This is a genomic window from Micromonospora sp. CNZ285 (assembly GCF_004637285.1).
This window is the reverse complement of sequence record NZ_SPQD01000001.1, coordinates 6,973,504-6,988,033: the sequence shown is the minus strand read 5'-3', so window position 1 is coordinate 6,988,033 and position 14,530 is coordinate 6,973,504. Positions and strand designations below refer to the sequence as shown.

Annotated in this window: 12 protein-coding genes and 1 riboswitch; of the genes, 4 read left to right on the top strand and 8 right to left on the bottom strand. The window is 74.1% G+C overall.

The window, feature by feature from the left end; all coding sequences use genetic code 11:
- The first annotated feature begins 73 nt into the window (after window positions 1-73).
- The gene (locus tag CLT75_RS32425; RefSeq protein WP_135243846.1) at window positions 74-895 is read left to right on the top strand and encodes a DNA-formamidopyrimidine glycosylase family protein; all 822 of its coding nucleotides are present in this window, start codon (window positions 74-76) and stop codon (window positions 893-895) included.
- A 130-nt stretch (window positions 896-1,025) separates the two neighbouring features.
- Complete coding sequence (locus tag CLT75_RS32420) at window positions 1,026-4,679, top strand: fibronectin type III domain-containing protein (RefSeq protein WP_135243845.1); 3,654 nt, start codon at window positions 1,026-1,028, stop codon at window positions 4,677-4,679.
- A 241-nt stretch (window positions 4,680-4,920) separates the two neighbouring features.
- Here CLT75_RS32420 and pspM read toward each other — a convergent pair whose 3' ends face one another.
- The 7 genes from pspM to CLT75_RS32385 all read right to left on the bottom strand — a co-directional run bounded on the left by pspM (window position 4,921) and on the right by CLT75_RS32385 (window position 11,105).
- Window positions 4,921-5,682 (bottom strand): phage shock envelope stress response protein PspM, encoded by a 762-nt coding sequence (gene pspM, locus CLT75_RS32415; RefSeq protein WP_135243844.1) that lies wholly within the window; start codon window positions 5,680-5,682, stop codon window positions 4,921-4,923.
- Between the two features lie 16 nt (window positions 5,683-5,698).
- Window positions 5,699-6,550 carry a PspA/IM30 family protein gene (locus tag CLT75_RS32410; RefSeq protein WP_013284702.1) on the bottom strand — a complete coding sequence of 284 codons (852 nt, stop codon included), beginning with the start codon at window positions 6,548-6,550 and terminating at the stop codon, window positions 5,699-5,701.
- A 127-nt stretch (window positions 6,551-6,677) separates the two neighbouring features.
- Window positions 6,678-7,118 carry a helix-turn-helix domain-containing protein gene (locus CLT75_RS32405; protein ID WP_135243843.1) on the bottom strand — a complete coding sequence of 147 codons (441 nt, stop codon included), beginning with the start codon at window positions 7,116-7,118 and terminating at the stop codon, window positions 6,678-6,680.
- Between the two features lie 210 nt (window positions 7,119-7,328).
- On the bottom strand, window positions 7,329-7,877 hold the full coding sequence (locus tag CLT75_RS32400) for a CinA family protein (protein WP_135243842.1): 549 nt from the start codon (window positions 7,875-7,877) through the stop codon (window positions 7,329-7,331).
- Between the two features lie 122 nt (window positions 7,878-7,999).
- Window positions 8,000-8,581, bottom strand: a complete 582-nt coding sequence (gene pgsA / locus CLT75_RS32395; protein ID WP_209310414.1) for a CDP-diacylglycerol--glycerol-3-phosphate 3-phosphatidyltransferase — start codon at window positions 8,579-8,581, stop codon at window positions 8,000-8,002.
- A gap of 47 nt (window positions 8,582-8,628) precedes the next feature.
- Window positions 8,629-10,131 (bottom strand): 30S ribosomal protein S12 methylthiotransferase RimO, encoded by a 1,503-nt coding sequence (gene rimO, locus CLT75_RS32390; RefSeq protein ID WP_135243840.1) that lies wholly within the window; start codon window positions 10,129-10,131, stop codon window positions 8,629-8,631.
- Window positions 10,132-10,181: 50 nt separating this feature from the next.
- Window positions 10,182-11,105, bottom strand: coding sequence for an ornithine cyclodeaminase family protein (locus CLT75_RS32385; RefSeq protein WP_209310413.1), 924 nt, complete (start codon window positions 11,103-11,105; stop codon window positions 10,182-10,184).
- Window positions 11,106-11,201: 96 nt separating this feature from the next.
- A riboswitch (guanidine-III (ykkC-III) riboswitch) is annotated at window positions 11,202-11,267 on the top strand.
- 59 nt (window positions 11,268-11,326) lie between these two features.
- Here CLT75_RS32385 and CLT75_RS32380 point away from each other — a divergent pair.
- Together CLT75_RS32380 and CLT75_RS32375 are read left to right on the top strand one after the other, a co-directional pair.
- Entirely contained in the window at window positions 11,327-11,641 is a 315-nt protein-coding gene (locus CLT75_RS32380; protein WP_091419776.1) for a DMT family transporter, read from the top strand.
- 87 nt (window positions 11,642-11,728) lie between these two features.
- Window positions 11,729-11,974, top strand: coding sequence for a hypothetical protein (locus tag CLT75_RS32375; protein ID WP_135243838.1), 246 nt, complete (start codon window positions 11,729-11,731; stop codon window positions 11,972-11,974).
- Window positions 11,975-12,035: 61 nt separating this feature from the next.
- Here the strand turns inward: CLT75_RS32375 and CLT75_RS32370 are convergent, their stop codons facing one another.
- Window positions 12,036-14,492 carry an FtsK/SpoIIIE family DNA translocase gene (locus CLT75_RS32370; protein WP_135243837.1) on the bottom strand — a complete coding sequence of 819 codons (2,457 nt, stop codon included), beginning with the start codon at window positions 14,490-14,492 and terminating at the stop codon, window positions 12,036-12,038.
- Window positions 14,493-14,530 lie beyond the last annotated feature (38 nt).

Here is a 14,530-nt window from a genome sequence, read left to right as displayed (position 1 = left end):
TTCCGCAGATCAAGTGGAACCTCAGTACAAATAGCGACACATGCGAATTTCACTCGCGGGGCACAATGGCGGGGTGCCCGAAGGCGACACCGTCTGGAACACCGCGCGCGTCCTGCAACGCGCGCTGGCCGGGGCCCGGCTCACCGGGTCCGACTTCCGCGTGCCGCAGCTCGCCACCACCGACCTGACCGGCTGGACGGTGCGCGAGTCGGCGAGCCGGGGCAAGCACCTGCTGCTGCGCCTCACCGGCACCGACGCCGCGCCGTGGACGCTGCACTCGCACCTGCGGATGGACGGCGCCTGGCGGGCGTACGCCCCGGGTGAGCGCTGGAGCGGACGGCCGGCGCACCTGATCCGCGTGGTGCTGCGCTCCCCCGCCGCCGTCGCCGTCGGCTACCACCTGCACGAGCTGGCGCTGGTGCCGACGGCTGAGGAGGAGTCGCTCGTCGGCCACCTCGGCCCGGACCTGCTCGGCCCGGACTGGGACGCCGACGAGGCGGTCCGCCGGCTCGCCGCCGACCCGGACCGGACCATCGGCGAGGCGCTGCTCGACCAGCGCAACCTGGCCGGGGTGGGCAACCTCTACAAGTGCGAGGTGCTGTTCCTGCGCGGCGTGTCGCCGTGGACGCCGGTGGGCGCGGTGCCGGACCTACCGGGCACCGTCGCGCTGGCCCAGCGGCTGCTCGCGGCCAACCGGGGCCGCTGGACCCAGAGCACCACGGGGGTGCTGCACCGGGGCGGCACCAGCTACGTGTACGGCCGCCGGGCCCAGCCGTGCCGTCGCTGCGGGACCGCCATCCGCAAGGAGGAACTGGGCGAACGGGTCACCTACTGGTGCCCGGCCTGCCAGCCCGGCGTGGAACTTCCACGAAACGCCCAAGATCGGCCGAGATAGGGACGATTGGGTACTTCCGCCTCACCCCTGTGACGTCGCATGCTGCGGTGGACCGCTCACGGATCGTCAGCAGCGCGTACGCCCGCCACGCCGGGGTGTCGGCCGGCGCGCCCCGACCCCGGGGAGAGCCATGGTGCTGTTCCGCCGCAGCCGGCCCGGACGCCCGGACCGCGCCGCCGTCGTCGCCATCGAGACCACGCCCACGGGTGACCCGACGCCGCCCGGTTCCGTCGCGCCCGCCGTTCCGGCCGCTCGCGGCGGCGACGAGGAACCCGGCGGCGGCCCGGCGCCTGCGAGCCTGGACCCGGACGCCGTCCCGCGCCTGTTCGGCCCGGTGCCCAACACCGCCGCCAGCCCGCTGCCCACGCTCGACCCGGACGGCCGCCCGGTACCCGGCACCGGCATCCGCAAGTTCGTCGACCCGCTGCCGCTGCCCGGGCAGCCGGCCACCGCCGGGCTCGGCGCCCGCCTGCCCGTCGCCGTCCCGGACACCGTCACCTGGCCGGGCTGCGACTACTACGAGATCGGCCTCCAGGAGTACGCGCAGCGCCTGCACCGCGACCTGCCCGCCACCCGGCTGCGCGGCTACCGGCAGCTCAACCTGGGCACCGACGCCTCCGGGCACAACACGGTCAGCCCGCCCGACCGCCCCTGGCACCTCGGCCCGATGATCGTGGCCCGGCGGGGCCGCCCGGTACGGATCAAGTTCATCAACCAGCTCCCCACCGGACGAGCCGGCGAGCTGTTCCTGCCCGTGGACGAGACGGTCGACGGCGCCGGAGCCGGACCGCTCGACGGTCCCGCCCCGTACCCGCAGAACCGCGCCGTACCGCACCTGTCCGGCGCGCAGACCGGGTGGATCAGCGCCGGCAACCCGTGGCAGTGGGTGACCCCGGCCGGCGAGATCACGCCGTACCCGACGGGTGCCTGTGTGACGCCGGTGCCGGACATGCCGCCACCCGGCGCGGGCGCCACCACCCTGTACTTCCCGAACGACCAGAGCGGCCGGCTCATGTGGCTGCACGACAACACGCTCGGCCTGTCCCGGCTCACCGTCTACTCCGGGCAGATCGCGCTCTACCTGCTCACCGACCCGGCCGAGGAACGGCTCGTCGACGACGGCGTGCTGCCCGCCGACCAGCTCCCGCTGGTGATCGAGGACAAGACGTTCGTCCCCGACGACGCGCAGCTCGCCGCCCAGGACCCCACCTGGGACCGGGACCGCTGGGGCGCCAAGGGCAGCCTGTGGCACCCGCACGTCTACCAGCCGCGGCAGAACCCCTACCGGCTCACCGGCACCAACCCGACCGGGCGCTGGGACTACGGGCCGTGGACCCACGACCCGGACGGCGGCGCCAGCCCGTGGGTCGCCCCGGTGCCGAACCCGCATCACGACCCCGACACCGACCCGGACGAGCCGCCGCTGGTACCGGGCGTACCGCACCCGTCGGCGGTCCCCGACGCGTACGGGGACAGCCCGCTGGTCAACGGCGTGGCCTACCCGTACCTGGAGGTCGCCCCGCGGGCGTACCGGTTCCGGATCCTCAACGCCTGCGCGGACCGCGCGCTCAACCTCCAGCTCTACCGGGCCGCCTCCGACGCGCCGATGTGGGCCGAGGACGGTGCCCTGGCCGACCCGGACGCCGGTGAGGTGCCGATGGTCGAGGCGGTACGCGCCCCCGGACGGCCCTCGTACTGGCCCGCGGACGGACGCGACGGTGGCGTGCCCGACCCGGCCGCCGCCGGACCCGAGATGATCCAGATCGGCAACGAGGGCGGCCTGCTCCCCGCCCCGGTCGTGCTCACCAACCGGCCGGTGGACTACCGGTACGACAGGCAGGACCCGACAGTGCTCAACGTGGACGGGCACGCGCTGCTGCTCGCCCCCGGCGAACGGGCCGACGTGGTGGTGGACTTCTCCACAGTGTCGCCGGGCAGCACGCTCATCCTCTACAACGACTGCCCCGCGCCGCTGCCCCGGTTCGACACCCGCTACGACCACCACACCGGCGCACCCGACCGGACCGCCGCCGGTGGCCTGCCGCCGACCCGCCCCGGGTACGGCCCGAACACCCGTACCCTGCTCCAGATCCGGGTCACCGGCACCCCCGCGCAGCCGTACGACACCCGGCGGCTCGCCGAGCGGCTGCCCGGGGCGTACGCCCGCAGCCAGCCGCCGCCGATCGTGCCGCAACCCGCGTACGACACCGCGATCGGCACCTCCACCCCGCGCCCGACGCTGGTTCCCGCGCGGGCCACCTCGGTCACGTTCACCCCGGCGGGCGCGACCACCCCGGTCACGTTGCCGCTGGCCGTGAAGTCGGTCGGGCAGGTCTTCGAGGCCCGGCACGGCCGCGCCGTGGGACGGCTCGGCGTCGGCCACCCGGTGGCCGGACCACTCGCCCCGGCCACCCTGCCGCTGGGCCCGGCCGACCCGGCCACCGAGGTGCTGCACGCCACCGACCCGGCGGTGGCGGTCGGCGCGCTCGGCGACGGCACACAGCTCTGGCGGATCGTCGGCGACGCCCCGCGTACCCATCCCGTCCACATCGAGGGCTGCGACGTCCAGCTCGTCAACCGGGTCGGCTGGGACGGCACGGTCCGCCCGCCCGACCCGGGCGAGCTGGGCTGGAAGGACACCGTCCGGGTCAACCCCCGGGAGGACGTCGTGGTGGCGCTGCGTCCCGTCCCACCAGCCCTGCCGTTCAAGATCGGCGACAGCGTACGGCTGCTCGACCCGACCCGCCCGGCCGGCGCACGGCTGGACGCCGGCCCGGTCAGCCCGGTCGACGGCCGCCCCGCGGTCGTGGTCAACCAGCTGGTCAACCTCGGCTGGGAGTACCGCTGGCAGACCCGCTCGGCCGGACTACGCGACCAGGGCATGAGCCGACCGCTGGTGCTACGCGTGGCACCCAAGGCGCCGACCGGGCTCACCGCCACCCCGGCACCAGGCAGCGCCACCGCGCTCCCCGCCATCGCGCTGACCTGGACCGGAAACGGCAGCCGTCCCGTACCCACCAGTCACCGGCTGCAACGCGCCACCGACAGCACCTTCACCACCGGCCTGACCGAGATCACGGTGGCCGCCACCGCCACCCGGTACACCGACGCCACCGTCACGCCCGGCGTCACCTACCACTACCGGATCCGCGCCGAGAACGCGGTGAGCTGCTCGTCCTGGTCCAATGCCGTACCGGCGGCGGTGCACCTGTCCGCGCCGACCCGGGTGACGGCGGTGCTGCCACCGACCGGGCCGCTGCGGGTGGCGCTGCGCTGGGCCAACCACTCCTTCGCGACAGGCGTGGACGTGCAGCGGGCCACGAACCCGACGTTCACCAGCGGTCCGGGCACCACGGCCATCGCCGTGGGCGAGTCCCACGTGGACCCGGCGGTCGCGCCGGACACCACGTACTACTACCGGGTACGCACGACGTACCTGGGCGCCGCCTCACCCTGGTCGACTGTGGCGACGGTGACCACACCGGCCCGGCCGGTCGCACCGACAGGGGTGAGCCTCACCGCGAGCGTGTCCGGGCCGGACACGGCCAGCGTGACGGTGACCTGGTCGGCGCCGACGCCGGCCGGACCGGGCGCCGGTTTCGTCGTGCAGCGCGGCACCGACGCCGCCTTCACCCGCGAACCGGCGACGTTCCACGTGACCGGCCGAGGCTTCACCAACACCGGCCTGGCCCGAGGCATGACCTACCACTACCGGGTACGCGCGACAAACGTCGTAGGCACGTCCCCCTGGACCCCCTCAGCCCGCACCACAACCCCCACCTGACCCCGCCCCATGCGCCCCTTCCCTCCCCGTTGATCATGAAGTTAACGGCAGTTCCAGAAATCAACATCACCGCCACCTTCATGATCGCGCCCGTGGGTCAGCCCGCCCGCCGCCGCCCCCTCCCGCCCCCTCCCTCCCCCGTGATCAAGGAGTTTGTGTCCGGATCCGGCTGTGGGGAGGACACGAACTCCTTGATCAACGGGGCGAGGGCCGGCGGGCGAGGCGGGACGGAAGGGGGCCGTCAGGGGGCGCGGAGAGGGGTGCGGAGTTCGGCCAGGGCGGAGGCTACGCCGTGCAGCAGGTCGGTGGCCTCGGTCAGGCGCGCGGCGGACGGGTGCTCGGTGTTCGGGCGGGCGTCCTCGGCCACGTAACCGGCGGCGGCCACCACCAGCCGCTCGTACGCGGCCACCCCGTCCTCCAACTGCGCCACCAGCGTCGCGTGCACCTCGCTCAGGGTGCTCTGCGGCGTCAGCTTCGCCGCACGCTCCACGCTCGCCACCCGGTTCGCCAGCTCACGCAGGGACCGGTCGGCCTCGGCCGCCTCCCGGACCGCCGGCTCGGCCAGCCCGGTCAGCCGTCCGGCCAGCCCGGCCAGGGTGAGCGCGGCCCGGTCCAGCCGGGCCCACGGCTCGGCCGCGGCGGTGCCGCGCAGTGCGAGGCGGGAGCGGACCCGACGTACTTCGGCCACGACGCCCGGGCCGACGGGCAGCCGCTCGACGGCGGCGACCAGCCGGGCGCGGGAGCGGGCGGCGGCCTCGGCCGGGTCCAGGGCGGGCGGTGGCGGTACGGCGGCCAGCGCCCGATGGTCGACCCAGCGCCAGGCGGCCACCGCGATCGCGCTGCCCGCGGCGCCGGCCCAGGCCGCGTCCGCCAAACCCAGTCCGGCGTACGGGGTCAGCACCGCGGCGGCGCCGCCGAGCCCTCCGGCCAGTACGCTCCACCGCCGCGCCGAGTTGCGTAGTCTGCGCAGCCTGCGGAAGTGCCGGGCCCGTTCGTCCGCCATCGTGTCCGCCCCTCCGTCAGCCGGTCGTGGTCTCCCCGGTGCCACGCTCCCGGCTCATGCTGGCCCGGATCTCGTCGAGCCGGGCGGCGGCGGCCGGGTCGGCCGGCTGCCCCACGGCGGGGGTCTCGGACCGGCTGCCGAGCTGCTCGCCGGCCATGCTCGACCGGATCTGTTCCAGTCTCGCCGATCCGGCCGAGTCGAGCGTGGCCTTCTGGATCTCCAGCATCCGGCCCTCGACCGAGTTGCCGGCCAGCTCGGCCCGGCCCATGGCGGTGGCGTAGCGGCGTTCGATCCGGTCGCGGACCTCGTCCAGCGAGGGGGTGTTGGCGGGCGCGGTGAGCGACGACATCGACTCCAGCGAGCGGGCCACGCTCTCCTGCATCTTGGCCTGCTCCAGCTGGCTGAGCAGCTTGGTGCGCTCGGCCAGCTTCTGCTGGAGGATCATCGAGTTGTTCTCGACCGCCTTGCGGGCCTGCGCGGCCGCGCCGAGCGCCTGGTCGTGCAGCGTCTTGAGGTCTTCCAGCGCCTGCTCGGCGGAGACCAGCTGGGTGGCCAGCATCTGGGCGGTCTGCTCGTAGCGCCCGGCCTCGGCCTCGTCGCCCCGGCCCCGGGCCTGGTCGGCCACTGCGAGCGCCTGCCGCGCGTTGCCCTGGAGCTGTTCCACCTCGGTCATCTGCCGGGACAGCTTCATCTCCAGCTGGCGCTGGTTGCCGATCACCGCGGCCGCCTGCTGCACCAGCGCCTGGTGCTGGCGCTGTGCCTCCTCGACGGCCTGCTGGATCTGCACCTTCGGATCGGCGTGCTCGTCGATCTTCGCGCCGAAGAGCGCCATCAGGTACTTCCAACCCTTGACGAACGGGTTCGCCATCTCCGCCTCGTCCCCTCAGTAGCGTCGCGCCTACATCGTCCCAGCCGGACGCCACTCCGGCACCCGTACGCTCCTGATCAACAGTACGACGCGAACGCCAGCACTGCCCACGACGCGGTGGCCGGGGTCAGGCGGCGCAGACCACATCCCGCTCGGCGGGGCGTACGCGGGTGCTGCGCAGCGTGGCCTTGAGCGGCGAGTCCTGCCGGACCTGGACGGCGACAGCGCCGTCGGAGGTGACCTGCCGGACACCGCGGTTGGTGGCCTTGCGCACGGCCACCGGGGCCGGCTCGACCCGCTCGTCGGTCACCGGAACCAGCACGCCGGGCATCTGCTCGGCCAGGGCGACGGTGTCGCTCACCTCGCGGAGCAGCTCGGACAGGCGGGCGCCGAGCGCGTCGCAGATCGCGGCCAGCAGTTCGCTGGAGGGTTCCTTCTGGCCGCGTTCGATCTCGGAGAGGTAGCCGAGGCTGACGTTGGCGGCGGAGGAGACCTCGCGGAGGGTGCGGTGCTGCCCTTGCCTGCGTGCTCGCAGCGCGTCACCGATCACCCGGCGTAGCAGGACCATCGCACCTCCCCCTGAACGGGACCACCATCTCCGGCCGGACCGCGTCGCGCCGGACGCGGTGGACCGCTCCGGCGCCGACGGTGACCGCCGGAGCCTTCCCGCAACCGTACCCGTTGGTCGCCACGACGACATCCCACCCCGCCTCTGAAAATCCGGGCGGATCGACAGGTCCGGCGATCCCGCCGCCGGGCGTGTCGGCGCCGCGCGGGCTCACCGGCGGCCGGCCCCGGCCGCCTCGGCGGCGGCGTCGGCGTCGGCGGGGAGCTGGATGCGGTCGGCGAGCAGCCGCAGTGCCTCGATCACCGCGGCCGAGCGGATGTGGTCGCGACCGCCCTCGAGGTCGAGCCGGCGCACCTCGGTGCCGTCCGGTCCGGCGACCGCCACGTAGACCAGACCGACCGGCTTGTCGTCCTGCGGCTCCGGACCGGCCACACCGGTGGTGGCCAGGCCCCAGTCCGCGCCGCAGCGCTGCCGTCCGCCCTCGGCCAGCGCCGCCGCCACGTCCGGGTCGACCGGGCCGCGGTCGGCCAGCAGGTCCTCCGGTACGCCGGCGAGCGTCGCCTTGAGTTCGGTGGCGTAGACCACCATGCCGCCCCGGTAGATGGAGCTGACCCCGGCGATCTCCACGATCGCGGCGGCGAGCAGGCCGCCGGTCAGCGACTCGACGGTGGCCAGCGTCTCGCCGCACTCGTGCAGGCGGTGCACCACGGCGGCCGCCGGGCTGCCGGCGGGCCGCTGGTTACTCGCGTCGGTGTCCATGCCCGCCCCCATTTCCCGCCCCACGCCGGCTTACTCGTCCGCCGCCCGAGCCGCCCGAGCCGACGGACCCGCGACCCGGACCGACGGACCGGCCGCCCGGACCGACGGGCCCGCCGACCGGCTCAACGGACCGGGCGGCGCAGCCGCAACGCCTGGGCGATGTAGTCGAATCCGGTGACCACGGTGACCACCACGGCCGCGCCCATGATCCACGGGCCGATCGCGGCGAGCGCCTCCGGCATCGGCCAGAGGTACCAGGTGATGGCCAGGATCTGCAGCGCCGTCTTGACCTTGCCGCCCCGGCTGGCCGCGATCACCCCGTGCCGGATCACCCAGAAGCGCAGCCCGGTGATGCCCAGCTCGCGGGCCAGGATCACCACCGTCACCCACCAGGGCAGCAGGTCGTAGACGGAGAGCAGCAGCAGGGCGGCGCCGGTGAGCGCCTTGTCGGCGATCGGGTCGGCGACCTTGCCCAGCGAGGTGACCAGTTCGTACCGGCGGGCGATCCAGCCGTCGACCAGGTCGGTCGCGGAGGCCACCACGAAGATCAGGCAGGCCGTCATCCGCCAGCCCGCGTGGCTCATCCCGGAGGCGATCACGGTGGCCACGAAGACCGGCACCAGCATCAGGCGCGCGCCGGTGAGCACGTTCGCCGCGTTGAGCAGCGGTACGGGGGCAGCGGCCGTCGACTCCGCTCCCGTCATGTCCCGCATCGCCCCACGTGGCTTCCCCGCTCCATCAGGGCCCGCCGTCACCGTACCGCGCCGGGCGCCGCCGAGATCATCTCATCCGGTACGGCGACCAGGTCGACACCCTCGGTCGCGGTCACAGTGGCCCGGACCAGGTCGCCGGGGCGCAGCGCGGCCAGATCCACGCCGCCGCCGACGGGCGCGACGAGGGTGGTCGAGCCGTCGACCTCGGGCGCCTGGTGGGCGGCCCGCCCCTCCACCACGCCGTCGGCGGTCGAGTCCACGAGCACCTCCACCGTCGCGCCGAGGCGTTCCTCGGCGCGCTGCGAGCAGAGTTCGTCGGCCAGCGCGCTGAGCTTGTCGTACCGCCGCTTGATCGTGGCGGCGGAGACCTTGCCGGTCAGGCCGGCGGCCTCGGTGCCGTCCTCGTCGCTGTAGTCGAACATGCCGATCGCGTCCAGCCGCGCCTCGGTGAGGAACCGGACCAGCTCGGCCACGTCCTGCTTCGTCTCGCCGGGGAAGCCGACGATGAAGTTGCTGCGCGCGCCCGCGTCCGGCGCCAGCGCGCGGGCGGAGGCGAGCAGCTCCAGGAACCGGTCGGTGGAGCCGAAGCGCCGCATCCGGCGCAGCACCGGCTCGCTGGAGTGCTGGAACGACAGGTCGAAGTACGCGGCCACGCCGGGCGTGGTGGCGATCACCTCGACCAGTCCGGGCCGGGTCTCGGCGGGCTGGAGGTAGCTGGCGCGGACCCGCACGATCCCGTCGATCGCGGCGAGCTGCGGCAGCAGCTTCTCCAGTGCGCGGGGGTCGCCCAGGTCCTTGCCGTACGAGGTGGAGTTCTCGCTGACCAGCACCAGCTCCCGGACGCCGGTCTTGGCCAGCCACTCGGCCTCGGCGAGCAGCTCGTCCGGGGTACGCGAGACGAACGCGCCACGGAACGCCGGGATGGCGCAGAACGCGCAGCGCCGGTCGCAGCCGCTGGCGAGCTTCAGCGAGGCCACCGGGCCGGTGTCGAGCCGGTGCCGCAGCACCTGCCGCAGGTGGGCCGGGGTGTGCGCGTCGGTCTCCGGTGCGACCCGGGCCGGGGTGCCGTGCCCGGGTAGCGACACCGCCGCGTCGCGGCGCTTCACCGGGGTCAGCGGCAGCAGTTCCCGCCGGTCGCGGGGGGTGTGGGCGCCGAGCGCCTCACCGGCGAGCACCGAGTCGAGGCGGGCGGCGATGTCCGGGTAGTCGTCGAAGCTGAGCACGGCCTGCGCCTCGGGGAGACTGTCGGCCAGCTCACGGCCGTACCGCTCGGCCATGCACCCGGCGGCGACGACCTTCGCGCCGGTGTCGGCGGCGGCCAGCAGCGTCTGGATCGAGTCCTGCTTGGCCTTCTCGACGAACCCGCAGGTGTTCACCACCACCACGTCGGCACCCTCGCCGTCGGTGGTGACCTGCCATCCGTCGGCGTGCAGCCGGGCGGCCAGCTCCTCCGAGTCGACCTCGTTACGGGCGCAGCCGAGGGTCAGCAGGGCGACGCGGCGCCCGTCGGATCGCGGGGTGGAGGAGGAGGCAGACACCATCCGAGGGTACCGGGCCGGTTCCGGTGCGCCGCGCACCCGTCCGGCCAGGGTCAGCGCGCGGACACGGCCACCCGGGCCAGCCGATCGAGGAGGAACACCTCCGTGCCGGCCAGGCCGGTGGAGCAGAAGACCGAGACCTGGTCCGCGGTGGTCCGGCCGGGAGCCGCGCCGGCCAGCACCGCGCCCAGGTCGCGCAGCCGCCCGGCGTACGGCTCGACGGCCGCGAGCATCGGCGGCACGTACGCGGCTGCCTGCCCGGGTGAGTCGGTGACCAGCAGGTCGGCGGCGTCGAGCAGGTCGGGGCCGAACTCGTGCCTGTCGACCTGCTTGAAGCCGACCGTGTTGACGTGGGTGCCGGGGGCCAGGTCGGCGGCGTCGATCACCGGGACGGTGCTGGTGGTGGCGAGCACCACGACGTCCCGGTCGCGTACCGCGGCGGCGGCCGAGCCGACGGCGCGGGCCGGCACGCCCAGCTCGGCGCGGACCCGCGCGGCGAACGCGTCCCGCCGGGCCGCCGAGCGGCTGAACACCGTCACCTCGCGCAGCGGCCGGACCGCCGCCGCGGCCCAGACCTGGGTCCACGCCTGCCGGCCGGACCCCACCACGCCGACCGTGGCGGCGTCCGCGCGGGCCAGGGCGTCCATCGCCACGCCGCCGAGTCCTCCGGTACGCCGGGAGCCGAGTTCCTCGCCGACGGCGATGGCGCGTACCGCGCCGGTGGTCGCGTCGTGCAGCACGACGAGCTGACCGCTCTCCGGGTGGCCGAACGTGTCGTACGAGCGGAAGCCGTACCACTGCCCGGTGAGGTGCCCGGCGGTGAGCACCATCCGGCCCCCGCCCAGCGGCGCGGACGCCCGGGGCGGGGCGATGAGCCGCCCGGCGTGCGCGGCCAGCAGCGCGTCGCGCATGGCCGCGACGGTGAGCGGGGCGTCCACGGCGGCCGCGACGTCGTCGTCGGAGAAGAGCACGGTCATGCGTTCCATCGTGCAACCTGAAGTTGACGTCAACTCCACCCATGGTGGCCTTTCTCACCCCGCCGCCGGTCCGGCCCGCCCGGTGCTACCGTCGGCCACGACGGCCCACGGGCCGTCCCGGACGAGTGGTGGGCGTACCCGGTCAGGCCAAGACGCCCCGCGTGACCCGACCGTCGCCCGGCCCGCTCCCGCGCCGGGCCCGTCCGTCAGAGGTGATACCCATGGCCTGGATCGTGCTGGTGATCTCCGGACTGCTGGAGACCGCGTGGGCGATCGCGCTTGATCGCAGCGCCGGCTTCACCCGTCCCCTCCCCTCCGCCGTCTTCGCCGTCACGCTGGTGGCGAGCATGGCCGGCCTGGCGTACGCGCTGCGCGACATCCCGGTCGGCACCGGCTACGCGGTGTGGGTCGGCATCGGCGCCGTGGGTACCGCGCTGGTCGGCATGCTCGCGCTCGGCGAACCGGTCAACCTGCCGCGCGTGGCCTGCCTGCTGCTGGTGGTGGCCGGTGTGATCGGACTGAAGCTGTTCGCCTGATCGATGCCGCCTCCGGTTTGGACGGTGCGGCGCCCGGGGTACCCGATCTCCCGTCGACACGTAGCGAGATCACCCACGGAGGAAACCATGGCCGACATCCACGCCACCGCCCGTCCGCGCAGCAGCGCCGCCCGGATCTGCACGATCATCGCGTTCGTCTTCGCGGCCATCGCGATCTTCATCCTGCCGCCGCTGTTCGGCCTGGTCGGCCTCGTGCTCGGCATCGTCGGCGCGGTCCTCGGAGACAAGCCGCTCGGCTGGTACGCCGCCGCCGCGAGCGTCGCCGGCGCCGTGATCGGCATGATCATCAGCTACGCGGTCCTCAACAGCTGAGCCGGACGAACCGCGACGGGCCCGCCGGGACGACCGGCGGGCCTGTTCACGTGTGCAGTCGTCAGTCCTCGCCGCCGCGCAGGCCGGCCAGGACCTCCTCCAGCTCGTCCGGCTTGACCAGCACGTCGCGGGCCTTGGAGCCCTCGGACGGGCCGACCACGCCCCGGGTCTCCATCAGGTCCATCAGCCGGCCCGCCTTCGCGAAGCCGACCCGCAGCTTGCGCTGAAGCATCGAGGTCGACCCGAACTGCGAGGTGACCACCAGCTCGACCGCCTGCACGAGCAGGTCCAGGTCGTCGCCGATGTCCTCGTCGATCTTCTTCTTGCTGTCCTGCGCCGGGGCGAGCACGTCCGGGCGGAACTCCGGCTCGCGCTGGTCCTTGCAGAACTTCACCACGTCGGCGATCTCGCGCTCGGTGACCCAGGCGCCCTGGATGCGCTGCGGCTTCGACGCGCCCATCGGCAGGAACAGGCCGTCGCCACGGCCCAGCAGCTTCTCCGCGCCCGGCTGGTCCAGGATGACCCGGGAGTCGGCGAGCGAGGACGTGGCGAACGCGAGCCGGGACGGCACGTTCGCCTTGATCAGGCCGGTGACCACGTCCACCGAGGGCCGCTGGGTCGCGAGCACCAGGTGGATACCGGCGGCCCGGGCGAGCTGGGTGATCCGGACGATGGAGTCCTCCACGTCGCGCGGCGCGACCATCATCAGGTCGGCCAGCTCGTCCACGATCACCAGCAGGTACGGGTACGGCCGCATCTCCCGCTCGCTGCCCGGCGGCGCCTTGATCTCGCCGTTGCGCACCTTGCGGTTGAAGTCGTCGATGTGCCGGACCCCGTTGGCGGCGAGGTCGTCGTAGCGCATGTCCATTTCGCGGACGACCCACTCCAGCGAGTCGGCCGCCTTCTTCGGATTGGTCACGATCGGCGTGACCAGGTGCGGGATGCCCTCGTAGCCGGTCATCTCGACGCGCTTCGGGTCGATCAGCAGCAGCCGCACCTCGTCCGGCGTGGCCCGGGTCAGGACGGACACCAGCAGCGAGTTGAGGCAGGACGACTTGCCCGCGCCGGTGGCGCCCGCGATCAGGATGTGCGGCATCTTCGCGAGGTTTGCGACCACGTAGCCGCCCTCGATGTCCTTGCCGAGCGCCACCACCATCGGGTGGTGGTCGCTCGTCGCCTCGCGGGAGCGCAGCACGTCACCGAGCGACACGTTCTCCGGGTCGGTGTTCGGGATCTCCACGCCGACCGCGCTCTTGCCCGGGATCGGGCTGAGGATCCGCACGTCCGGCGACTTCACCGCGTACGCGATGTTGCGGGACAGCTGGGTGATCCGCTCGACCTTGACGCCCGGGCCCAGCTCCACCTCGTACCGGGTGACTGTCGGGCCGCGGGTGAAGCCGGTGACGGCGGCGTCCACGTCGAACTGCTCGAAGACGCCTGTGAGCGCCGCGATCACCTCGTCGTTGGCCTTGCTGCGGCTCTTCGGCTTGGCGCCGCTGCCGAGCAGGTTCGCCGGCGGCAGCGTGTAGTCGCCGGCGAGCCCGGTCAGCGCGAGCTGCTCGGCCCGGGTGGGCAGCGGCGAGTGCTCCGGCGGCTCGACCGGCTTGCGGTTCGCCGGCACCTTCGGCGGCTTGCGCGGCAGCACCAGCGTCTCCTGGAGGTCGACGCCCGCCAGCTCGTCGTCCGGGTCCAGCGGCTCCAGCGGCGGCGGCATCCGCTTCGCCGGGCGCTTGCGGGCCGGCTTCGCCGGCGCCTCGTCCTCGGCGAACTCCTCGTCGGCGTCCGCCCCGGCCGGGTCGGCGCGCAGGCCGAGCCGCTCCGGGATCTTGTTGATCGGCGTCGCGGTGACCACGAGCAGGCCGAACACCAGCAGCAGGAGCAGCAGCGGCATGGCCACCCAGGCGGTCACCGCCGACTTCAGCAGGTCACCCACGCCCGCGCCGATCAGGCCACCCGCGAAGTCACGCTGGACCTCGTCGACCGGGTTCTGCCCGATGTGCAGCATCGCGGCGGTCGCCAGCATCATCGAGCCCCAGCCGACCAGGCCGCGACCGCGGTGCTCGGGATCGGCCGGGGTCCGCATCAGCCGCCACGCCCCGACCATGAACAGCACCGGAAGGATTATCGAGATGGCACCGATGAACAGCCGTACGGTGTCGGCCAGGTGCCGGCCCACCGGCCCGGCGCCGCCGCCCCAGATGCCCACCGCGCTGAGGATGGCCAGGCCGAACAGCAGCAGCCCGGCGCCGTCGCGGCGGTGCTCCGGATCCAGCTCCCGGGTGGACGCGGCCTGCCGCCCGGCCGCCCGGAACGTCCAGCCGACCGTGTGGGCAAGTCCCATCCAGACGGCGCCGACCGCCCGGCCGACGAACGCGGCCGGGCTCGGCCCGGGAGCCGGTCGCCGCCGCGCCGGCTTCCGCGCCGCCGCCTTCTTCGCCGGTTGCCGGGCGCGGTTGTTCGTGGTGCCACGCGGCGACGCGCCGCGCCGCCGGCTCGCCTGAGAGGTACGGCCCGCCATAGAGTCACGGTAACGGCGGCACCCGGTGGATCGCCGCT